The organism is Streptomyces tauricus (genome assembly GCF_014650955.1).
Taxonomy (GTDB): Bacteria; Actinomycetota; Actinomycetes; order Streptomycetales; family Streptomycetaceae; genus Streptomyces; species Streptomyces tauricus.
Genome location: NZ_BMVY01000030.1, coordinates 47,935 through 69,997 on the forward strand (window position 1 = coordinate 47,935; position 22,063 = coordinate 69,997).

Below are 22,063 nucleotides of genomic sequence, written 5' to 3' on the forward strand. Positions count from 1 at the left end.
TTTGACCCGAGTTGAGGGGGAACATTCTCATGGCAGTAAAGCGCGTCCTAGGAATCGCTACCGTGCTGGTACTCACCGCCGGGGTGTCCGCCTGTTCCGGCGGCGACGACAGTGCCGACGGGAAGAAGGACGGGGCGAAGGGGGCGTCCTCGACCAAGGGCGCGTCCGAGTCCCAGGTCGTGCGGGCGGCCCACCAGAAGACCACCGCGGCGGACTCGGCGAAGATGACCCTCGTCTCCGAGGCGGCCGCGGCCGGCAAGACGGTGACCGTCCGCGGCGCGGGCGTGATGGACCTCGAAGACGGCGCGAGCACCATGACGATGACGTCCCAGGGGCAGAAGATCGAGCAGCGCGTCCTCGACGGAGTCGTCTACCAGAAGGCGCCGGCCGAGCAGCGCGCCCAGCTGAAGCTGCCCGAGGACAAGACCTGGATGAAGATCGACCCGGCCAAGCTGGACGGCGCGGGCGGCCAGGTCAACGACCCGGCGGAGTCCTTCGGGTTCACCAAGGGCGTGACCGACAAGGACGTCGAGAAGGTCGGCACGGAGACGATCGACGGGACCAGCACCACGCACTACCGCGTCAAGGTCGCCGTGAAGGACCTGGCCCAGGGCGACCAGGCGAAGGCCGACCAGCTGGAGAAGCAGCTGGGCACCTCCACGCTGCCGCTGGAGCTGTGGCTCGACGACGAGGGCCGGCTGCGGCAGGAGACCATCAAGCTCACGCTGAAGCCGCAGGCGGGTGAGGGCCAGAAGGACCAGGCGGTCACCAGCACCACGACGCTGAAGTTCACCGACTTCGGTACGGAGGCCGATGTCGAGGCGCCGGCCGCGGCCGACACGGTCGACGTGACGAAGAAGCTCGCGGACGCCTCGAAGGCACAGGGCACCGCCTGAAGACAAAAAGATCGCGCTGTTCCCCGCGCCCCTCTTCAGGGGCGCGGGGAACAGCGCGATCTTTTGCCTTGCAGGGGCGCGCCCGGCACTCAGCCGAGTTCGGCGGCGACCAGTTCCGCGATCTGGACGGCGTTCAACGCCGCCCCCTTGCGGAGGTTGTCGTTGGAGACGAAGAGCGCGAGCCCGTGCTCGACGGTCTCGTCCGCGCGGATCCGCCCCACGAAGGACGGGTCCTGCCCGGCGGCCTGCAGCGGAGTCGGGATCTCCGAGAGCGCGACCCCCGGCGCCCCGGCCAGCAGCTCCGTGGCGCGCTCCACACTCAGCGGGCGCGCGAACCGGGCGTTGACCTGGAGCGAGTGCCCCGAGAAGACCGGCACCCGGACACAGGTCCCGGAGACCTTCAGGCCCGGGATCTCCAGGATCTTGCGGGACTCGTGGCGGAGCTTCTGCTCCTCGTCGGTCTCGTACGAGCCGTCGTCCACGACGGAACCGGCCAGCGGGAGGACGTTGAAGGCGATGGGCCGCTGGTAGACCTGCGGCTCGGGGAAGTCGACCGCCGAACCGTCGTGGGTCAGCTTGTCCGCGTCGGCGACGACCTTCTGCGCCTGGCCGTGCAGCTCGGCGACACCGGAGAGACCGGAGCCGGACACTGCCTGGTACGTGGCGACGACGAGGGCTTCCAGGCCCGCCTCCGCGTGCAGCGGCTTCAGCACGGGCATCGCGGCCATGGTCGTGCAGTTCGGGTTGGCGATGATCCCCTTGGGGCGGTCCGCCACGGCGTGCGGGTTGACCTCGGAGACCACCAGCGGAACCTCGGGGTCCCTGCGCCACGCGGAGGAGTTGTCGATCACGACGGCACCCTGCGAGGCGACCTTCTCGGCGAGCGCCCTGGACGTGGCGCCGCCCGCGGAGAACAGCACGATGTCGAGGCCGGAGTAGTCGGCCGTGGAGGCGTCCTCCACCGTCACGGTCTTGTCCTTGTAGGCGATCGTCGAACCGGCCGAACGGGCCGAGGCGAACAGACGCAGCGTCTCCACCGGGAACTCGCGCTCGGCGAGGATCCTCAGCATGACAGTGCCGACCTGACCGGTGGCTCCGACGATTCCTACCTTCACGGCGACTCCCTTTTTTGCCCGTACGTTACTGACCAGCGCTTCCATCATGCGTCTCACCCCGGCCCACCTGTCCAATCCTTTGCCCGCGAAGTGGGACGGTCCTCTCCCCCGCGAAGCGGGACGGCCCGGTGAGGATCATCTCGGTTTCGTATCCGGTGTGACGTACGCCTCCCGCTCCCTGGCCCGCCCGGCCCACCGGCCCGCATATTCGTCCCGAGCCGGTCGAACGTTTTCCGCGCCACCGGCGTCGTAGAGGAAACGCGGGGAGGGGAGGGGTGCTGTGCTGCGCAGAAAAGCCCGCCGCGTCCAGGGGGCCGAGGAGTCGGCCGGGGGAGCACTCGACGACCCCCTGGACGCGGCACAGGAGCGCCGGGTGCGCGCGGTGCTCGCGCTCGGCGGGGTGCCGCAGACGGACCTGCCGGACGGGGTACAGCAGGTACGTCTGCGGCTCCTGGAGCGGGCGGCGAGCGGGGCCGAGGCACCGCGTGACGTGTCGGCGTGGGCGGCGGTCGTCGCCTCGAACCTGGCCATGGACTGGCACCGGGCCAGACGCCGGCAGGAACGGATCGGCGAACGGCTGGCCTCGCTGCGGCCCCCGGAGCACACCGCGGACGACTCCGGCGAGGAGACGAAGGTGCTGTCGCTCGCCGTGGCCCAGGGACTGGACGAGCTGCCCGACGCCCAGCGGCAGATCCTCGTGCTGCGCTTCTACGCCGACCTGCCCGTCCGGGGGATCGCCGAGGAGCTCGGCATCCCGGAGGGCACGGTCAAGAGCAGGCTGCACTCGGCGGTCCGCGCGCTGCGCACCCGCCTGCACGAGGACGAGGTGGTGTGACATGCCCGAGTACGAAGGAGCCGGGCACGAAGAAGCCGGGCACGAAGAAGCCGGGTACGAGGGAATCGACGCGCTGCTGGCCGCGATCACGGACGAACCGCTGCCCGAGGGAGCGCGGCACGACACGGTGTTCATGGCGGAGCACCGGTCGGCGGTCGCGGACGTGGCCCTGCTCAGGGAACAGCTGCGGATCATGGGCGACACCCTGGCCGGGGAGGCACCCGCCGGGCAGGCCTCGCCCCCCGGCCGGCCTGCGGCCGGCCGGGGACTGGAGCAGCCCCGGGCGTCCGCGCCGCGCAGGCCGCCGAAGGAGGCGAGGCCACGGCGGCCGCGCCGCTACCGGCGTCACGCGGGAGCGGCCATGGGGACCCTCGTGGTCGTGGCGGGCACGGCCCTGCTCGGCGGACTGGTGTGGCTCGGCGTGCGGGGAGGCGCCGACAGCACGGGCTCCGCCGACTCGTCGGCCGCGAAGCAGGAGGACAGCGGGGGCGACTCGTCGGCGTACTCGCCCGAGATGCACCTCGCGTGCTCCAAGGTCCTCGTCGAGGGGACGGTACGGAGCATCACGCCCACGGGCGACGGCACCGTACGCGTCGTACTGGAGGCGAAGCGCTACTACCGGCCCGAGCAGTCGGCGACGGCCCACCCGACGATCACCGTCACGCTGCTGGACAGTGCGCGGAAGGACCTGAAGGTCGGCACGTACACCCTGGTGCGGCTGCCGGTGGACCCGCGGGACCGGCAGGACTGGGAGACCGGCCGGGGGGTCGGCGACGCCCGCAAGGAGATCCTGGAGGCTCTGCCGGGAGCGCGCGGCATGGAGTGCGCGAAGGGGGAGGGCGGCAAGCGCTGAGCGCGACGGCGGGGGAACGCGAAGGGCGGGCGCCCGGTGGAACCGGACGCCCACCCCTGTCGTACGCGACTGCCGAAGGCTACGGCGTGACCTTCTCGATCAGGACGCTGCCCGTTCCGGCCGCGGTGCCCCGCGCGTTCACGAGCTGCACCTGCCCGAAGAACGTACGGCCGGCCGGCGGCGCCGCGTTCGCGACGACCTGCGCGGTGACCGACGTCGAAGCGCCGGTGGCGAGCTTCACGGGGGCCGGGGAGACCTCCACCTGTCCGAGCGAGGGCGCGAAGTACACGTCCAGGTAGTCGTACGCGGTGGTGCCCGCCGGGACCGAGTAGCCGTCGACCAGCACGGTGTACGTGCCGGCCGCGGGCGTCGGCACGGAGACGGCCTCCTCGGAGTCGCCGTCCGCGGACGAGCCGACCAGGTTGCCCTGCCCGTCGTAGACGGACAGGTCGAGGTCGGCGGCGGCGTCCGAGACGTTGCCGATGCTCACGTCGAGCGACTCGGCGCCCGTGGGCACGTCCACCGTGACGGTGTCCGTGGCGCCCTGGGCGATGGTCGGCCGCGTGCTCTTGGAGGAGCCGAGCGGGCCGCCCTTGAGCGAACCGTCGACCGGGGCCAGCTTGTTCGTGACCTTCCAGGAGGCCGGGGTCGGCGTACCGACCTTGGCGTCGGGGACGGTCACGACGGCCGGGTCGAAGTCGGCGCCCAGCACCTCGACGCCCAGCTTGTACGGGTTGTCGAGCAGCGGTGACGTGCGGCGCGACTCGACCTCGATCTCCCAGACGCCCGGCTGCGGGTCGCTGTAGGACCGCAGGTCGGGACGGCAGCCGTTGCCGTCGAGGTAGTTGTTGTAGCAGTACGGCGTCGACGTGTTGTCGACCGGGACGCCGTACGGGTGGATGGCGATGAACCGGGTCTGGCTGCCGGTCTTCAGGCCGCCGATCGCGACCTCCAGGTTCTTCGCGCCCTCGGGGACGGTCACGAAGTACGAGGTGGAGGAGTTGCGCTGGACCGTGCCGGACGCCGAGTAGGTGTACTTCAGCGGGGCGGCGGCCACCACGGTGGTGAGGACCTGCTTGTCGACGCCCTCGGTGCGCGGGTCGTCGACCTCCAGGATCGCGCTGCTCAGCCCGGCGCTGCCCGGCTTGGCCTCGACCTTCACCGTCACCGGCTTGAACAGCGGGAGCAGGACCTTGTCCCCGCCGACGATCCGGAACGTGCTGCCCTGGTTGTTCTTCAGGTGCAGCTCGTGCTTGACGGCACGGTTCGCGCCGGTCGTACGGGTCAGCGTGACGTCGTACGTCTTCTTCTGGCCGACCTCGATGCCACCCTCGCGGTCGTAGAGGCCCGTGCCGAAGCCCGGGGTCTTGAGCGCGAAGTCGATCGCGGTGTCGACCGGGGCCTTCACCAGGTAGTCGTGGGCGGTGGCGCCGTCACGGATCGAGTCCCAGGCGTCCTCGATGTCGATGAGGCCCGCGCCCTCCGCGTACGCCTGCGTGCCGCTGATGTGGTCGGCGGTGGAGGTCAGCGCGGTGCGCAGCTTCGCGGGCGTCAGGTCGAGGCCCTTCTGCTTCGCGGCGCTCAGCAGCAGCGCGGACGCGCCCGCGGCCTGCGGGGACGCCATCGAGGTGCCCTGGAGCATCGAGTAGCCGGGCGGCAGGGAGTAGCCCGCCTCGGCGACCGGGCCGCCGGGGAACCAGGTCTGCGTGGTGTTGATGGCCGCGCCGGGCGCGGTCAGCGTCGGCGTGAAGCCGCCGTCCTCACGCGGGCCGCGCGAGGAGAAGGGCAGCATCGCGTACTTCTTCGACACCTGCGAGCCGTAGTTGGCGGCCCAGGTCTCCTTGGAGATGGACGCGCCGACCGAGATGACCTTGTCGGCCAGGCCGGGGTCGCCGATGGTGTTGGCGCCGGGCCCCGAGTTGCCGGCCGAGATGACCAGCTGCACGCCGTAGGTGTCGATGAGGCGCGTGTACAGCTCGGCGCGCGCGTTGTTGCCGTCGTTCAGCGCGGGCAGGCCGCCGATCGACATGTTCACGATGTCGACGCCGCGGTTGGCGACGAGGTCGATCATGCCCTCGGTGAGCGCGACGTTCGTGCAGCCGCCGCTCCAGGTGCAGGCGCGCGAGGAGACCAGCTTGGCGCCGGGCGCCGCGCCGTTCATCTTGCCGCCGAACAGCTTGTTGGCGGCGGTGATGCCCGCGACGTGCGTGCCGTGCTCGGACTCGATGATGCCGATGTTGACGAAGTCGGACTTCTTGCCGACCCAGTCGCCGCCCAGCGGGTCCATCGGGACGTCCTTGCGGATCTCCACGACGAACGGCACCCGCTCGGCGATCTCCGTCGCCGGGTCGTCGGTACCGAAGTAGCCGATCTGGTAGCCGTCCTTGTACGGCTTCATCGCGGCGTCGTCGGTGAAGTCGTTGTTGTCGTTCAGGTCGACGCGGACCGTCTTCGCGGCGGCGTCGTAGAGGACGCCCCAGCTGTCGGTCGTGTCGCCGTCCCGGTTCAGGTCGCCGTTGGCGTCGCCGCCGACGGAGGCGGACTCGCGGAAGCGGCTGACCGCGTAGTCGCCGGCCGGGGCCTTCCAGCTCTCGCCGTCGTAGGTGAAGACCGGGCCGGAGCGGGCGTTGGTCATCGCGCGCCAGGTCGCGTCGCCGTCGACCAGCGGGTCGGTCGCCGTCACCCAGTCGACGATCTTGCGCTCACCGGTCGTCGTCTTCTGCAGCGCGGGGTGCGCCACGTCGACACCGGAGTCGAGGATGCCGATGGTGATGCCCCGGCCGTCCGCCTTCGGGTTCTTCTTCACGAAGTCGACGGCACCCGTCTCGAAGGACGGGTTGTACGGGTTCACGGCTGGCGTGTTCTTGCCCGGCGCCGGGTACGCGGCGGCGGTGGCGCTCTTCTCGGCGCCCTTGGCCGTGTCCGCGGACGGGGTCGGGTCGTCCAGCACGATCTCCTGGCGCAGGTCGATGCCGTGCACGGAGGAGAGCTTGGAGGCCGCCGCGATGGCCGCTTCGGCCTTGGCGGTCGGGACGGTCGCGCGGACGTAGCCGAGCTTGTCGTAGGTGCGGCCGACCGAGCCGCCCTTCACCGCGTCGAGCTGCCCCGCGACCTGCTCGGTCTGCCCGGGGGCGGTGGCGATCATCATCGTGACGTTCTTGTCGCCGCCCGCCTGCGCCTGCGCGAGGAGGTCGGCGTCGGCCGAACCGAGCTTCCCGCTCGCGGACTTGACGGGCGTGTCGGCGGCCGGGACCGGGTCGTCCGCGGAGAAGGCCATGGGTATCGGCCCGGCCGCGGAGAGAGCGGCCACGAGACCGGCGGCGACGGCTATGCGTGCCGCGCGTCTCGCCCCGCTGATCGGAGCGCGCTGAGAGTGGAGGGTCATCAGCATCCTTGTGAGTAAAGGAAAAGTCCGTTCACGATCGGATCGACATCGGACCGATCGCATCAGTCCGGAATGTGAACCCGGATGACCGCTCAGCTTTACGTAAGAAACGGAAGTTTGGGGAGAGCTGACCGAGACGTGAACTGTTCATGGCGTAATTCCGCCATGCGTCATGGCGCCGATCTCCGGCCAAACCGGGACGTGCGGGTGTCCCTGACGTAACGTCTGCCCATGCGCGAGGAGTTGAGGGTGGCGGCCTACGCCGTGTGTGTGCGGGACGGGCGAATACTTCTCGCGCGCTTGGTGGAGAAGGGTGGCGGCAAGCGCTGGACGCTGCCGGGTGGCGGCATGGACCACGGCGAGGACCCCTACGACACCGTCGTCCGGGAGGCCGAGGAGGAGACCGGATACAGGGTCGAACCCCTCTCCCTGCTCGGTGTCGACTCGATCAAGCGGACCTACCCGCGCCGCCTCGGCGCCGATGTCGACTTCCACGCCCTGCGGATCGTCTACGAGACCCGCGTCACCGGCGGCGAACTGCGCCACGAGGCCGACGGCTCGACCGACCTGGCGGCCTGGCACCCCCTCGACGAGGTACCCGCGCTGCAGCGGGTGGGACTGGTCGACGTGGGACTCGCCCTGTGGCGGGAGCGCCCCGGGACCGGCCGTGTGACAGGCATCCCGGACGACCCCGCCGGCGCCTGAGACCTGGCGGCGGAACCTACCCCCTACCCCGTCAGATGAACATGGAGTGACCGGCTGGCCTCCGTTCGAGGAGGGCTCGGTGGACGCGGAGGGTAGTCCAAGATCGACGTACGGTGATCGGCGCTGCCCGTTGCCGCCCAGTTAACGCGCAGGTCACCCCCGGTGCCAACCATCAAGTACGAGCGGGAAGTTCGCGTCGATGGACCACCCGCGACCACTGCTGACGCGTCCGCACCAGGGGAGACCGCGCCATGTCGCGCATACGCTCTGTCGCCACCGCCGCCCGTGACCGCCGCGCCTTCCTGGCCGCCACCGGGGCGGTGTCCCTCTCCGCGGGCATCGGCTTCGCGCTGCGCCCGGGAACCAGCGAGGCCGCCACCCACACCGCCGCCCCCCAGGGGCAGCCCATCGCCGTCTCCCGCCGGGCGCCGGCCGCACCCCTGGCCCCGTACACCCGGGGCACCACCCTCTCGACCATCGCGACCGCCCGCCCGGGCTCCGGCTACCGGCGGCTCGGCGACGGGCCCGCCTGGTCCCGGGTCGTCCGCGGCGACCTGGCCGCCGCCAAGTCCGGCCGGGCCGAGCGGCGCACCGCGCTCGCCGCGTTCGTACAGTTCACCGACCTGCACCTGGTCGACGTACAGCACCCGCTGCGGTACGAGTACCTGCGCGCCCAGACCGCCAGCGCCTGGCGCCCCCAGGAGTCCCTGTCGGTGCCCGGCGCGATCTCGCTGGTCGAGCGGGTCAACGCGCTGCGCGGCGCCCCCGTCACCGGCTCCCCGCTGCACTTCGTGATGACCACCGGCGACAACACCGACAACAACGCCAAGACGGAACTGGACTGGTTCCTCAAGGTGATGAGCGGCGGCCGCATCACCCCCAACTCCGGTGACCCGGCCCGCTACGAAGGCGTCCAGAACAGCGACCTCAAGCTGTACTGGCAGCCCGACGCGGCCCTGCGCGACGCCGACAAGCAGCTCGGCTTCCCGCGCATCGAGGGCTTCCTCGCCGCGGCGATCCGCGAGGTGCGCAGCCCCGGCCTCAACCTGCCCTGGTACTCCACGGTCGGCAACCACGACTCGCTGCCCGGCGGCTGCTACGCGCCCGGCGACTCCTTCTTCGCCGAGTTCGCGGTCGGCTCCAAGAAGCTGCTGACGCTCGACGAGTCGGAGGGCGTCGCCATCTGGAAGAACGTCAAGAAGGGCGGCGACCCCAAGGGCGCCGGCTTCAAGGCGATGCTCAAGTCCCAGGCGCGCAGGATGCGTTCGGTCACACCGGACGAGGGCCGCGCCCCCTTCACGCCGACCGAGTACCTCCAGGCCCACCTCGACCCGGCGCACGCCGGGGTCGGCCCCGTCGGACACGGCTACTCGCAGGCCAACCTCGCGGCGAAGACCCAGTACTACACGTTCCGGATCGCGGACGACGTGCTCGGTGTCAGCCTCGACACCACGGACCCGGGCGGGCACTACGAGGGCTCGCTCGGCACGTCCCAACTGCGCTGGCTGGAGCGCACGCTGAAGGCGGCGGAGAAGAACAAGGAACACGTCATCGTCTTCAGCCACCACACCAGCAAGTCGATGCGCAACCTCCGCGAGGACCCGGCGCACCCGGGCGAGCGGCGGCACGGCGGCGACGAGGTCCTCGCGGTACTCGCCGCCCACCGCCCGGTCCTGGCCTGGGTGAACGGCCACAGCCACAAGAACAACATCACCCCGCACTCCGCCCCGGACGGCCGCTCCTTCTGGGAGATCTCCACCGCCTCCCACGTCGACTTCCCGCAACTGGCCCGCGTGATCGAGATCGCCGACAACAACGACGGCACGATCTCCCTGTTCACCACGCTGATCGAGTCCGCGGCCCCCCACGACACGGACTTCACGGACCTCTCCCAGACAGGCCTGGCCGCCCTGTACCGAGAACTCTCCTTCAACGCCCCCGGCGCCCGAACGGACCTGAGCGGCACCCCGGAGGACCGCAACACGGAACTGGTCCTGAAGAAGGCCTGACACCTCCAGAAGGGGCCGCCGGACGCCCGGCGACCCCTCCCTCCCCCCCCCGGGGGGTGCTGCCCCGCCCCCTACCGGGGCAGCACCACGACGTACGCCGCCGGATCGCGGTCACCGGACGCCATCAGAGCCGTACGCACGACGGTCGCCTGCTGCTCCATCGAGTCCCGCAGCTTCTTCGGCGTGACGTGCACGACCGTGATGCCGAGCCGCTCCAGGTGCTCGCGCTTGCGGGCGTACTCGGACCACATCGCGTCGTCGTCCTGGCGCGGGGCCCGGGTGTCGAGTTCGAGGGCGACGGCGTGGTCGGGCCAGTACGCGTCGAGTCCGCCGAGGAGCGGGCCGCCGGGCAGCCGGAGGTCCACGTTCCAGACCGGGTCGGGCAGTCCGTGTTCCCTGACCAGGCGGTAGAGCCGGTCCTCGGCGATGGCCCGGCCCTCGGCGAGGAGCGAGTCGACGGCGTCCACCACATGCGGCCGGCTCAGCAGCCGGGCATGGGTCAACTCCCGTACGACCGCCGCGGGTTCGCAGTGGTTACCGCGCACCGCCTCGGTGAGCAGCCGGCGTACGACTCCCGCGTCCGTGATGTCGGCGACCGCGTCGGCCAGCGCACGCGGCACCGGCGCCACAGGGACACCGCCGATCCGCACGGGCTCCGGCATACCCGGTGTACGGACGATACGCACGCAGCCCGTCGACCGCAGCCGGCGCAGCCGCGGGACGAGGACGTCGACGCGGTCCAGGGAGAGCAGCGGGGGAGCGGACGCGAAGCGGTGCAGGGCGAGCGCGGCGAGACCGGTGATCATCGCGTCGTCGTACCCCTGCGGGGCGGCCGCTTCACCGGCACCGGCACCGGCACCGGCACCGGCACCGGCGCCCGGCTGGGTGGGGACGGCCGGTTCCGTGACGGGGGAGCGGGCCGCGTACATGAGGACCGCGTGCAGCCGCTCCTCGATGGTGGCGGGCCCGGGGCGGAGCAGGAAGACACCCGGCAGGAGCTGCTGCCAGGAACCGCCAGGCCGGCACTGCGTGTTGATGTCGGCGGTGCTCACGCCCCGCGCCCGCAGGTGCGCGGTGGTCATGACGCGCTGCTGGACGTCGGACAGATGGCGGAGAGGCCGGGGGGAGAGCGGGGTGTTGTGGTTCATGACCTCGAATCTGCCGCGTCCGATCCGCCACCTAACCGCTGTTACAAGCCCGTCGTCGAACCCGGACAACCCCGCCCTAAAGTCCACCCCCGCACCTGCCGAAACCCCCAGGTCCGCCGGGGGTCACGGCCCCACCCACCCAAATTAGGTAACTGTTATGAACGCCCCCCAAGTCAACCCAACGGACACACATCCCCCGTTAGGGAACCCCCCAGGGGCGCGGGGAACGGCGCAGTCTTTCGCCTTCAGGGGCGCGGGGAACTGCGCACTCCGCCACGGCACACCCGCACCCGCACCCACCCCCGAGAACTCACCCCGCACCCCCATCACACGCCTGCCCACGAAGCGCCCGCCCCAGATCGTCCCGAGCCTCAAGCACCAACCGCCGAAGCGCAGGCGCAGCCTCCCCATGGGAGGCAAGCCACGCGTCAGCCGCGGCCAACGTCTCGCCGGAGTCCTGCAGCGACGGGAACAACCCCCGCACCACATCCATCCCGATCTGGATCGACCGCTCGGCCCACACCCGCTCGATGACGTCGAAGTACTTCGACGCGTAAGGAGCGGTCAGCTCCCGGTGGGACGCCTGCGCGAACCCCCCGATCGTCGCCTCCACCAGCGCGTTGGACAGCGAGTCGGACTCCACCACGGCGGCCCACGCCTGCGCCTTGACCGCCGCGGACGGCCGGGCGGCCAGACACCGCACCTGGTGCCGCTTGCCGGACGCGGTGTCGTCGCGGGCGAGTTCCGCGGCGAGCACGGACTCGTCCGCCACCCCGTGCGCGGCGAGCGGTTCCAGGAACGCCCAACGCAGCTCCTGGTCCACCTCCAGGCCGTCGATCTTCGCCGACCCCTCCAGCAACTCCTGGAGCAGCCGCAGATCGTCCTCGTCGGAGGCGACCGCCGCGAAGAACCGCGCCCACGTCAGCTGGTGCTGGCTGCCGGGCCCGGCGGACCGCAGCTCGCGCAGCGCGCCCTCGGCGAGCAGCCGCCCGCCGGTGGCCCGCCACTCGGGCGCCACATAGTGGGTGAGCGCGGAGTTCGCCCACGCGTGGAGCGTCTGGAGCACGCCGATGTCGGACTCGCGGCCCGCGAAGCGCAGCACGAGGTCGACGAAGTCCCGCGCGGGCATGAGCGCGTCGCGGGTCAGGTTCCACAGCGCCGACCAGCACAGGGCGCGGGCGAGCGGGTCGGTGAGGTCGCCGAGGTGGGCCCGCAGGGTCTCCAGCGACCCGTCGTCGAAGCGGATCTTGCAGTACGTGAGGTCGTCGTCGTTGACGAGGACCAGTTCGGGGGCGTCGGCCCCGGCCAGCTCACCGACGATCGTGCGCGGCCCGTCGACGTCGACCTCGGCCCGCGCGTACCGCACGAGCGAGCCGTCCGCGCCCTCTTGCCGGTAGAGGCCGACCGCCACCCGGTGCGGCCGCAGTTCGGGATGCGACTCGGCGGCCTCCTGGAGCACCGTCAGCTCACTGACCCGCCCGTCCGCGTCGAGGAGCACCTGCGGTGTGAGGGAGTTGACGCCGGCGGTCTGCAGCCAGGACCGCGACCAGGCCGCCATGTCGCGCCCGCTCGTCTCCTCCAGGACCGACAGCAGGTCACCGAGGCGCGTGTTCCCGTACGCGTGCCGCTTGAAGTAGCGGCGGGCGCCCTCCAGGAACGCGTCCCGCCCCGCGTACGCCACCAGCTGCTTGAGCACGGACGCGCCCTTGGCGTACGTGATCCCGTCGAAGTTGAGCTTGGCGTCCTCCAGGTCGCGGATGTCGGCCGTGACCGGGTGCGTGGAGGGCAGCTGGTCGGCGCGGTACGCCCATGCCTTGCGGTTGTTGGCGAAGGTCACCCAGCCGTTGGTGAAGCGGGTCGCCTCGACCATCGAGAACGTGCCCATGAAGTCGGCGAAGGACTCCTTGAGCCACAGGTCGTCCCACCACACCATGGTCACCAGGTCGCCGAACCACATGTGGGCCATCTCGTGCAGGATCACGTTCGCCCGGCGCTCGTACGACGCCTGCGTCACGTTGCCGCGGAAGATGAACTCCTCACGGAAGGTCACACAGCCCGGGTTCTCCATCGCGCCGAGGTTGTACTCGGGCACGAACGCCTGGTCGTACTTCCCGAACGGGTACGGGTAGTCGAAGTGGTCGTGGAAGAAGTCCAGGCCCTGCTTGGTGACGAGGAAGACGTCATCGGCGTCGAAGTGCCTGGCCAGGCCCTTGCGGCAGAGCGCGCCGAGGGGGATCTCCAGCCGCGTGCCGTCGTCGAGGACCCGCTCGTAGGAGTCGGTCACATAGTGGTACGGGCCGGCGACGAAGGCCGTGATGTATGTCGAGATGGGCTTCGTCCCGGCGAACTTCCACACCCCGTCGGACAGTTCGCCGACGCCGTTGCTCCACACCACCCAGTCCTCGGGGGCCCGCACCTCGAAGCGGAAGGGTGCCTTGAGGTCGGGCTGCTCGAAGTTGGCGAAGACGCGGCGGGAGTCGGCCGGCTCGTACTGCGTGTAGAGGTAGACCTCGCCGTCCTCGGGGTCGACGAAGCGGTGCATGCCCTCACCCGTGCGGCTGTACGCGCACTGGGCGTCGACCACCAGCTCGTTGTCCTCGGCCAGGTCCTCCAGGAGGATGCGCGAGCCGTCGAAGACCGCGCCCGGGTCGAGGTCCCTGCCGTTCAGCGAGACCGCTGTGACGCTCGGCGCGATCAGGTCCGCGAAGCTGCTCGCGCCCGGCTCCGCGCTGCGGAACCGGATGGTCGTCACCGACCGGAACGTACGCGGCTCGGTGTCCGTCCCGCCCACCGCGGAGCGCAGGTCCAGGGACACCTCGTACTCCTCGACGGACAGCAGTGCTGCCCGCTCGCGGGCCTCGTCGCGGGACAGATTCTCACCGGGCACGGGCGGCACTCCCTCGTGGCGTCATGGGTACGTGTGAACAGGACCGATCCTGCCATGTGCCCCTGACAGCGGGTACCTGGGAATGGCGCGAGCGACCGATCGCGTTGAACATGAGTCCGGCGACCCAGGGTGCCGGGCACCGGCGTCCCCCAACGAGGAGAACCATGTCTGAGCAGACTGCCGCCAAGACGCCCGTCGACTTCTGGTTCGACCCGCTGTGCCCGTGGGCCTGGATGACCTCGCGCTGGGTCCTGGAGGTGGAGAAGGTCCGGGACATCGAGGTCCGCTGGCACATCATGAGCCTCGCGGTGCTGAACGAGCCGAAGCTGGACGAGCTGGACGACCACTACCGCGAGATGATGTCCACGTCGGCGTGGGAGCCCGTCCGCGTGGTCACCGCGGCCTGGCAGAAGCACGGCGCCGACATCCTCGGCCCGCTCTACACCGCGCTCGGCAACCGCATCCACAACGACGGCCAGGGCCCGACGCGCGAGGCCATCGCCGGAGCGCTCGACGAGGTCGGCCTCCCCGCCGATCTGATCGACTACGCGGACCAGAAGGACTTCGAGTTCGACGCCGAGCTGCGCGCCTCCCACAAGGAGGGCATCGACAAGGTCGGCCAGGACGTCGGCACACCCGTCATCGCGGTCCCCGGCGCCGACGGCGGGCAGATCGCCTTCTTCGGCCCGGTCGTCACCCCGGCCCCCAAGGGCGAGGACGCCGCCAGGCTGTGGGACGGCACCCTCCTCGTCGCCTCGGTCGAGGGCTTCTACGAGCTCAAGCGCACCCGCACGAAGGGCCCGGACTTCAGCAACCTGTAGTCCTCACCGGCCGGTGAGCGTCATTCCGGCTCGGGCAGGCGCAGGGGTTTCCTGAAGGGCTTCTCCTGCCAGTACGTCCGGAGGTTGCGGCACTGCTTGGCTCCGCCGCCCACCCAGGCCAGGCAGACCATGAAGGTGTCCACGTTGTTCGTGTCCAGTTCCTTCTTGAGCCAGTCCGCTTCATCGGGCTCCAGGAAGCGGTGCTCCTCCTCCTGGCTCCGCCAGGTGCTGCAGCTCCTCATCGGCATTCCGTAACCATCACCCGGAGCCCCTCATACCGGAAGGCCCCCGCGAGTCACATCCTCGCGGGGGCCTTCCGTTCATCCGCCTGCCGCCGTGAAGGGTGAGAAGACGATCACGAGGCAGGACGCTCCGGCGTTCCCCGGAGGGCTTATTGCAAGTCTCTTGCAAATGCAGGCTAACAGCAAGAGGGTGGAGCCGCGTGGTCGAGCACGCGGAAGGGCCCTCGCACGAACCGTCCTCCGTGCGAAGGCCCTTCGGTGCCGAAGCCGCCGTCAGCTCCCGGTGCTCCCGGCGCTCCCGGTGCTCCCGGCGCGCGTCCGCTGCCGGGCGTAGCCGACCGCCGCCAGGAACAGCGTCATCCCGCCCGTCGAGTACAGCTGCACCCGGGTGTCCGGCTCCCGTGCCATCAGGACGAAGACCGCCACCATGCCCGCCAGCGCCACCCACGTCAGCACCGGGAACGCCCACATCCGCACGGCGAGCCTCTCCGGGGACTCCCGCTCCAGCCGCCGCCGCAGCCGCAGCTGCGAGACCGCGATGAAGATCCAGACGACCAGGATCACCGCGCCGATCATGTTCAGCAGCCAGGGGAAGACGTCCTCGGGCCGCCAGTAGCTGAGCAGCACGCAGCCGAAGCCGAACACCGAGGAGGCGAGCACGGCGACCCGCGGCACCCCGCCGGAGACCCGTCCGAGAGCCCGCGGCCCCTGGCCCCGCTCCACCAGGGAGTAGGCGATGCGCGAGGCCCCGTACACATTGGCGTTCATCGCGCTCAGCAGGGCGACGAGGACGACGACGTTCATGAGCGGCCCGGCGCCAGGGATGCCCAGGTGGTCGAGGGTCGCGACGTACGGGCCCTTGTCGACGACCGTCTTCGAGTCCCACGGGACGAGCGTCACGATGACGGCCATCGAGCCGACGTAGAAGAGCGCGATGCGCCACATCGCCGTGCGCACGGCGCTCGCGACACCCCGTACCGGGTCCTGCGACTCGGCCGCCGCGATCGGCACCGTCTCCAGGCCGCCGTACGCGAAGACCGAGGCGAGCAGGCCGACGACGAGCCCCTCACCGCCGTTCGGCAGGAAGCCGCCCTCGCCGGTGAGGTGGGTGAGGCCGGGGGAGTCCGTGCCGGGCAGCAGGCCGGTGATCGCCAGCACGCCGAGGACCAGGAACAGGGCGATCGCGCCCACCTTCAGCGCGGCGAACCAGAACTCGAACTCGCCGAAGTTCTTGACGGCGGCGAGGTTCGCGGCGCAGAAGACGACCATGAACAGGGCCACCCACGCCCACTCCGGCGTGCCGGGCAGCCAGCCGGTCATGATCTTCGCCGCGGCGATGCCCTCCAGGCCGACGGCCGTGCACAGCAGCACCCAGAACGACCAGCCCGCGGTGAAACCGGCCCACGGCCCGACGGCCCGCTCGGCGTGCGCGGAGAAGGAACCCGACGACGGATACGCGGCCGACATCTCGCCCAGCATCCGCATCACCAGCATGACGAGCAGACCGGACACGGCGTACGCGACGACGATCGACGGGCCCGCCGCGGCGATACCCGCGCCGGAGCCGACGAACAGACCCGCGCCGATCACCCCGCCGAGGGCGATCATCGACAGATGGCGCTGCTTGAGCCCGTGGGTGAGGGAGGGCGAGGGCTCGACGTCTTGAGTGGTACGGGACATGCGTGGGGGTGGTCCCTTACGTGCGACTGCGGCTGGGCAAAAACGCCCACAGTCTGGGCGGCCCCTCCGCACACGCGAAGGAGCCGTCCATCATCCGGACACGCCCGCCACCAGGGGTGATGCCCCGACTACGCGACCGAGGTGTAGTGCGAGGCGTCGCCCGCGATCGAGTAGCTCTCCTTGCCCTCGACGCCCACCGGCACGTCACCGGCGACCGTCACCCGGTTCAGCCGGCGCGGCAGACCGTCGTAGTTGTCGATGGCGTAGTGCTGGGTGATCCGGTTGTCGAACAGCACCAGCTGGTTCGGCGACCAGCGGTGGCGCAGGACGTTCTCGGGCCGTACGACATAGGCCTGGAGCAGATCGAGGACCTTGCGGGACTCGTTCACCGACAGCCCCACGATCCGCTGGGCGAAACCGCCGATGAAAAGACCGCGTTCACCGGTCAGCGGGTGGACCCGGACCACGGGGTGGGCGGTGCGGTACGTGATGGACGTGAACTGGGCACGCTGGGCGGCCTGCGCCTCGTCGATCTCCTCGTCCGGCACCGCGTAGTCGTAGTCGTTGGTGTGCTCGGCCCACAGCGTGTCCGCGAGCCGGCGCAGGGGCTCGGGCAGATCGCGGTAGGCGGCGGCCGAACTGGCGATCAGCGTCTCACCCCCGTACGGCGGGAGCGTGATGCTGCGCAGGGTGCTGGCCTGCGGCGGATTGAGCACGAACGTGACATCGGTGTGCCAGTGGTTGGCGGCCCGGCCGCGCTCGCTGTCGACGGGCAGCACGTTCGGGGCGCCCGCCACGGCGGGCACGGTCGGATGGGCGGTGGTGAGGTCGCCGAAGTGCCGGGCGAAGGCCTGCTGGCCCTCGTCGTCCAGGTCGACGTCGTCGAAGACCAGCGCCTTGTGCTCGTCGAGGGCGCCGCGCAGGGCGGTGACGGTCTCCTCGTCGAGCGGCTTGGCGATGTCGACGCCGGACACCCGCGCGCCGATCCTCGCGGTGACCTTCTGGATCTCGATGTCGGTCATGGGGTTCCTCTCGGGTGTGCGGAGCGGGTGGTCAGACGCGGGCGAGCGCCGGGGAGCCGGGCGCCGGGGTGACGTACTGGTTGGCGGGGCGGGGGAGGCCGTACCTCTCGCGCAGGGTCTGCCGGGGCCGGCCGGTGCCCCCGGCGCCTTCGAGTTCGGTGCCCTCGGACCCGGTGCCGTCGTACGCCGTGCGGAGCAGGCCGCGGGTGCGCAGGATCGGCACGACGTGGTCGACGAACGCGTCGAGGCCGGACGGCAGGACCGCGGGCATGATGTTGAAGCCGTCGGCGGCGCCGAGCGTGAACCACTCCTCGATGGCGTCGGCGACCTGCTCGGGCGTCCCGGTGAAGGTGAGGTGCCCGCGTCCGCCGCCGAGCCGGCCGATCAGCTGCCGCACGGTGAGGCGTTCGCGCCGGGCGAGTTCCACGACGAGCGTGTACCGGCTCCTGGCGCCCTCGATGGAACTCTCGGGCGGCAGATCGGCGGGCAGAGGACCATCCAACTCCAGTGTCCCCGCGGGCAGTTGCAACAGGCTCTCCAGCCGGGCCACGCCGTGCGTGTACACGATGTGGTCCTCCAGCACCTGCTCGTTCGCGCGTGCCTCCGCCTGCGTGGAGCCGATCACCGGGACGATCCCGGGCAGCACCTTGATGTGGTCGGGGTTCCGGCCGGCCGCCGCCGTCAGGGACTTGAGGTCGGCGTAGAAGTCCTGCGCGTCCTTCAGGGTCTGCTGGGCGGTGAACACCGCCTCCGCGTAACGGGCCGCGAACGCCTTGCCGTCCTTCGACGAACCGGCCTGCACCAGCAGCGGATAACCCTGCGGGGAACGCGGCACGTTCAGGGCGCCCTCGACGCCGAAGTACTTCCCCCGGTGCCGGGGCGGATGGATCTTCGTGTCGTCGCCCCAGACACCGGCCGCCTTGTCGGCGACGATCGCGTCGTCCTCCCAGCTGTCCCACAGCTTGAGCGCCACATCGAGGAACTCGGCGGCCCGCGCGTACCGCTCGGCGTGCGCGGGCTCCGCGTCGAGCCCGAAGTTGCGGGCGGCCTCGGCACCGGCCGTGGTGACGATGTTCCAGCCCGCCCGGCCCCCGCTGATGATGTCCAGCGAGGCGAACTTGCGGGCCAGGTTGTACGGCGAGTTGTACGACGTGGACGCGGTGGCGATCAGTCCGATGTGCTCGGTGGCCGTCGCCAGCGCGGTGAGCAGCGTGAGCGGTTCCAGGGCGCCGGCCGGCCGCTGCGCGAGATTGCTCCACAGCTGCGGTCCGTCGGCGAGGAAGAGCGAGTCGAAGGTGCCGCGCTCGGCGATACGCGCCAGCCGGACGTAGTGGCCCAGCTCCACGTGGGCGTAGGGATCACTCTCCGGGAGTCGCCAGGACGCCTCGTGGTGGCCGGTGTTCATGAGGAAGGCGTTGAGGTGCAGCCGTCGCCGGGTCACTGGTGGTCCTCCTGGTCCGGGTGGGCCTCGGAGCCCGTGTGGTCCTCGGTCACGCCGAGTGCGGCGAGCAGCCGTTCGCGGTACTCGCCGAGCAGCGGATCGCGGTACGAACGCGGATGCGCGCGGTCGATGGTCAGGTCGAGGCCGATCCGGCCCTGGTCGAGTACGAGCACCCGGTCGGCCAGCACGATCGCCTCGTCCACGTCGTGGGTGACGAGGAGGACGGAGGGCCGGTGGCGCTCCCACAGCTCGCGCAGCAGACCGTGCATCTTGATCCGGGTGAGCGCGTCCAGGGCGCCGAACGGCTCGTCAGCCAGGAGGAGTTCGGGCTCCCGCACCAGGGAACGGGCCAGCGCGGCACGCTGGGCCTCGCCGCCGGACAGCTCGTTGGGCCAGGCCCTTTCGCGTCCCGCGAGCCCCACCTCGGCGAGCGCGGCGCGGCCCCGCTCCGCCGCCTCCTTGCCGTCCGTGCCGAGCAGGACGTTGTCGAGGACGCGGCGCCAGGGCAGCAGCCGGGAGTCCTGGAAGACGACGGACACCCGGTCCGGTGCGCTCAGTTCGCCGCTGCCGACGACCTCGTGGTCGAGACCGGCGATGGCGCGGAGCAGGGTGCTCTTGCCGGAGCCGCTGTGCCCGAGCAGGGCCGTGAGCTGCCCGGCCGGCAGGTCCAGGTCCACGTGGTCGAGGACGGTCCGCCCGTCGAAGGACCGGGTCAGCCCCCTGAGCCGCACGGCCGGGGCGGCCGGAGCCGTAGTGGCCGACGGGGCCGGCCGGGACGTCAGCTGTTCAGTGTGCGTCGCCATGACAGCACCCTCCGTTCGATGAGGCGGACCGCGCTGTCGGAGACCAGGCCGAAGATCCCGTAGATGAGCAGGCCGACGAGGATCACGTCCGTCTGGCCGTAGTTCTGGGCCTGGAACATCATGTAACCGAGGCCGCTGGTGGCGTTGATCTGCTCCAGCACCACCAGGCCGAGCCAGGAGCCGGTGACGCCGAGCCGGAGTCCCACGAAGAACCCGGGCAGCGCGCCGGGAATGACGATCTCCCGGATGAAGCGGAGCTTGGACAGCCCCTGCACCTCGGCGAGTTCGACGAACCGGTGGTCGATGCCGGACAGCGCGGAGTACAGGTTCAGATAGATCGGGATGTAGACGACGATGGCGATGATCGCGATCTTGAAGGTCTCGCCGATGCCCAGCCAGAGGATGAACAGCGGGATCAGACCGAGGGTCGGGATCGCCCGGTTGAGCTGGACCGTCCCGTCGATCAGCGCCTCGCCGACCCGGCTGAGCCCGGCCGTCAGCGCGAGGACCACCCCGGCGGTCAGCCCGAGGGCGAACCCGGATCCGGCGCGCCGCAGCGAGGTGAGGATGTCGGTGGACAGCGTGCCGTCGCTCCACAGCTGACCCGCGGTCCGCAGGACCGTCCAGGGCGCGGGGATCGCGTTCGTGTCCAGCTGCCCGGCGGCGGAGGCGCCGGCCCAGAGCGCGAAGAACAGCACGGGACCGATCAGCCGGGAGGCGGGCAGCCGCTTGCCGGGGGAGAGGCCGCCGCGCCGGCGCCGCCCGGTCCGCCGTGCCGGGGCGGCGGTCTCGGCGGCGCCGGAGGTCTCGGCGGCCCCGGCGGTCTCGGCGGCGCCGGAGGTCTGGGAGATCTCGCCGGTCTCGCCGGTCTCGTCGCTCCGGCCGTTCTCGCCGTCCTCGGACACAGCGGTCGCGGCGGCGGTGGAGGTGGCGGCGGTGGCGGAGGGGATGGAGGTGGTCATCGCGCTCACTTCCGGTACTCGGCGGAGACGGCTTTCGCCGCGATGCCCTCGAAGCGGCGGTCGAAGAGCGGGTCGACCTCGAACTCCTTCACGAAGCCGCCCTCGGCCAGCAGGTCCGCGGTCTCCTGCTCCCACTTCACGGCCTCGTCCCAGCTCGGCGGGAACAGCGGCTTGTTGGCCAGCTCGGTGATCGCCTCCGCCTGCGCGAGGCTCAGGTTCTGCGTCTTGACGTAGAACTCTCTGTTCCATTCGTCGGGGTGCTCGTACGCCCACACCTGGCCCTTGGCCCACAGCGGGATGTACGCGGCCACGGCGGCGGCCTTCGCCTTGTCGGCCAGCACGGAGACGGGCGCCCACAACAGGCTGAGGAGGTCCACGACATCGGTGGGGATGGTGTGGGCGCCCTTGGACCCGTACTGCTTGAGGTAGGCGGGCGACTGGCTGTTGGCGAGCGGGGCGATGTCCACCTGGCCCGCCTGGAGCGCGGTGAGGAACTGGTTGCTGGTCAACGGCACCAGCTCCACGTCGTCGTACGCCAGCCCGGCCTGCTTGAGCGCCCGCAGCAGGACGACCCCCTGGGCCTGGCCCTGCGAGAAGGCCAGCTTCCTGCCCTTGAAGTCGTCGACGGACCGGATGTCGCTGCCGGGCTTGGTGGCGAAGAGGTAGTTCGGCTTGCGGGTGATGTTGATCGCGACGATCTTCGCGTCGTAACCCTGGTAGTGCGCCTGGATGGGCGGGATGCCCGCGTTGTTGGCGACGTCCAGGGACTTGGAGCGGAAGGCGTTGATGACGTCGGGACCGGCCCCGATGTTCGCCCAGGAGGACACCTTGAACGGCAGGTCGGTCAGCCCCGCGAGCTTGAACTGCAACTGCTGGACGCCCTGGTAGGAGGAGATCTTGAGGCTCGTACCCGAGGGGACCTTGTCGGCCAGCGGGGCGGACGTCGACCCCTTGGCCCCGGTGTCGGCGGCGCTGCTGCCCGCGCAACCGCTGAGCCCGGCAGCGGCGGCGGCGCCGAGCAGGGAGGAGAGGAAGAGCCGCCGGTCGACTCCGGACGCGGACAGAGGTGGCATGGGAGGACTCCCTGAGGTCATGGATGGTGCACGGGGCCGCGCTGCGGACAGCGAGGGGAGGGGTGCGCGCGACGGGCAGGCGGCCACACGGCAGCGCGGCAGAGCGGCAGCGCGGCGGGAACAGCCGGAGGATGAGGAACCGGAGCGAACCGGAGCGTGAGGAGCGGCAGACGACGGACGGACGCG

The 22,063-nt window shown here is 70.9% G+C and carries 17 protein-coding genes; 6 read left to right on the top strand and 11 right to left on the bottom strand.

Annotation, left to right across the window (positions count from 1 at the left end; genetic code table 11):
* Positions 1-62: 62 nt before the first annotated feature.
* Positions 63-896, top strand: coding sequence for an SCO4651 family lipoprotein (locus IE278_RS32425; RefSeq protein ID WP_189777369.1), 834 nt, complete (start codon positions 63-65; stop codon positions 894-896).
* Positions 897-985: 89 nt separating this feature from the next.
* Here IE278_RS32425 and IE278_RS32430 read toward each other — a convergent pair whose 3' ends face one another.
* Positions 986-2,011: an aspartate-semialdehyde dehydrogenase gene (locus IE278_RS32430; RefSeq protein ID WP_189777377.1), complete on the bottom strand. Its 1,026-nt coding sequence runs from the start codon at positions 2,009-2,011 to the stop codon at positions 986-988.
* Between the two features lie 280 nt (positions 2,012-2,291).
* Here IE278_RS32430 and IE278_RS32435 point away from each other — a divergent pair, with 280 nt between their 5' ends.
* Together IE278_RS32435 and IE278_RS32440 are read left to right on the top strand one after the other, a co-directional pair.
* Complete coding sequence (locus IE278_RS32435) at positions 2,292-2,846, top strand: RNA polymerase sigma factor (protein WP_189777379.1); 555 nt, start codon at positions 2,292-2,294, stop codon at positions 2,844-2,846.
* Between the two features lies 1 nt (position 2,847).
* Complete coding sequence (locus IE278_RS32440; protein ID WP_189777381.1) at positions 2,848-3,699, top strand: hypothetical protein; 852 nt, start codon at positions 2,848-2,850, stop codon at positions 3,697-3,699.
* A 79-nt stretch (positions 3,700-3,778) separates the two neighbouring features.
* Here IE278_RS32440 and IE278_RS32445 read toward each other — a convergent pair whose 3' ends face one another.
* Positions 3,779-7,084 carry a S8 family serine peptidase gene (locus IE278_RS32445; RefSeq protein ID WP_189777383.1) on the bottom strand — a complete coding sequence of 1,102 codons (3,306 nt, stop codon included), beginning with the start codon at positions 7,082-7,084 and terminating at the stop codon, positions 3,779-3,781.
* A gap of 231 nt (positions 7,085-7,315) precedes the next feature.
* On the opposite strand from IE278_RS32445, the gene IE278_RS32450 reads away from it, so the two are divergent.
* Both IE278_RS32450 and IE278_RS32455 read left to right on the top strand, forming a co-directional pair.
* A complete protein-coding gene (locus IE278_RS32450; RefSeq protein ID WP_189777385.1) occupies positions 7,316-7,789 on the top strand; it encodes an NUDIX hydrolase in 474 nt (157 codons plus the stop codon).
* Between the two features lie 251 nt (positions 7,790-8,040).
* Positions 8,041-9,798 (top strand): TIGR03767 family metallophosphoesterase, encoded by a 1,758-nt coding sequence (locus tag IE278_RS32455; protein ID WP_189777387.1) that lies wholly within the window; start codon positions 8,041-8,043, stop codon positions 9,796-9,798.
* 71 nt (positions 9,799-9,869) lie between these two features.
* On the opposite strand, the gene IE278_RS32460 is transcribed toward IE278_RS32455, so the two are convergent.
* Both IE278_RS32460 and pepN read right to left on the bottom strand, forming a co-directional pair.
* A complete protein-coding gene (locus tag IE278_RS32460) occupies positions 9,870-10,946 on the bottom strand; it encodes a hypothetical protein (RefSeq protein ID WP_189777389.1) in 1,077 nt (358 codons plus the stop codon).
* Positions 10,947-11,256: 310 nt separating this feature from the next.
* Positions 11,257-13,833, bottom strand: coding sequence for an aminopeptidase N (gene pepN, locus IE278_RS32465; RefSeq protein WP_189777391.1), 2,577 nt, complete (start codon positions 13,831-13,833; stop codon positions 11,257-11,259).
* Between the two features lie 164 nt (positions 13,834-13,997).
* Between pepN and IE278_RS32470 the strand changes: the two genes are divergently transcribed.
* Positions 13,998-14,654, top strand: coding sequence for a mycothiol-dependent nitroreductase Rv2466c family protein (locus tag IE278_RS32470; RefSeq protein WP_189777401.1), 657 nt, complete (start codon positions 13,998-14,000; stop codon positions 14,652-14,654).
* A gap of 20 nt (positions 14,655-14,674) precedes the next feature.
* Here IE278_RS32470 and IE278_RS32475 read toward each other — a convergent pair whose 3' ends face one another.
* The 7 genes from IE278_RS32475 to IE278_RS32505 form a co-directional block, all read right to left on the bottom strand.
* Positions 14,675-14,896: a hypothetical protein gene (locus tag IE278_RS32475; RefSeq protein ID WP_189777404.1), complete on the bottom strand. Its 222-nt coding sequence runs from the start codon at positions 14,894-14,896 to the stop codon at positions 14,675-14,677.
* Positions 14,897-15,169: 273 nt separating this feature from the next.
* Positions 15,170-16,576 (bottom strand): amino acid permease, encoded by a 1,407-nt coding sequence (locus IE278_RS32480; protein ID WP_189777406.1) that lies wholly within the window; start codon positions 16,574-16,576, stop codon positions 15,170-15,172.
* 128 nt (positions 16,577-16,704) lie between these two features.
* Positions 16,705-17,598, bottom strand: coding sequence for a TauD/TfdA dioxygenase family protein (locus IE278_RS32485; RefSeq protein ID WP_189777409.1), 894 nt, complete (start codon positions 17,596-17,598; stop codon positions 16,705-16,707).
* 31 nt (positions 17,599-17,629) lie between these two features.
* Positions 17,630-19,039, bottom strand: coding sequence for an LLM class flavin-dependent oxidoreductase (locus IE278_RS32490; protein WP_189777411.1), 1,410 nt, complete (start codon positions 19,037-19,039; stop codon positions 17,630-17,632).
* A complete protein-coding gene (locus IE278_RS32495) occupies positions 19,036-19,842 on the bottom strand; it encodes an ABC transporter ATP-binding protein (RefSeq protein ID WP_246570976.1) in 807 nt (268 codons plus the stop codon). The genes IE278_RS32490 and IE278_RS32495 overlap by 4 nt, the downstream gene beginning before the upstream one ends.
* Positions 19,818-20,804 (bottom strand): ABC transporter permease, encoded by a 987-nt coding sequence (locus tag IE278_RS32500; protein WP_246570979.1) that lies wholly within the window; start codon positions 20,802-20,804, stop codon positions 19,818-19,820. The genes IE278_RS32495 and IE278_RS32500 overlap by 25 nt, the downstream gene beginning before the upstream one ends.
* A 5-nt stretch (positions 20,805-20,809) precedes the next feature.
* The gene (locus IE278_RS32505) at positions 20,810-21,877 is read right to left on the bottom strand and encodes an ABC transporter substrate-binding protein (protein WP_189777413.1); all 1,068 of its coding nucleotides are present in this window, start codon (positions 21,875-21,877) and stop codon (positions 20,810-20,812) included.
* Positions 21,878-22,063 lie beyond the last annotated feature (186 nt).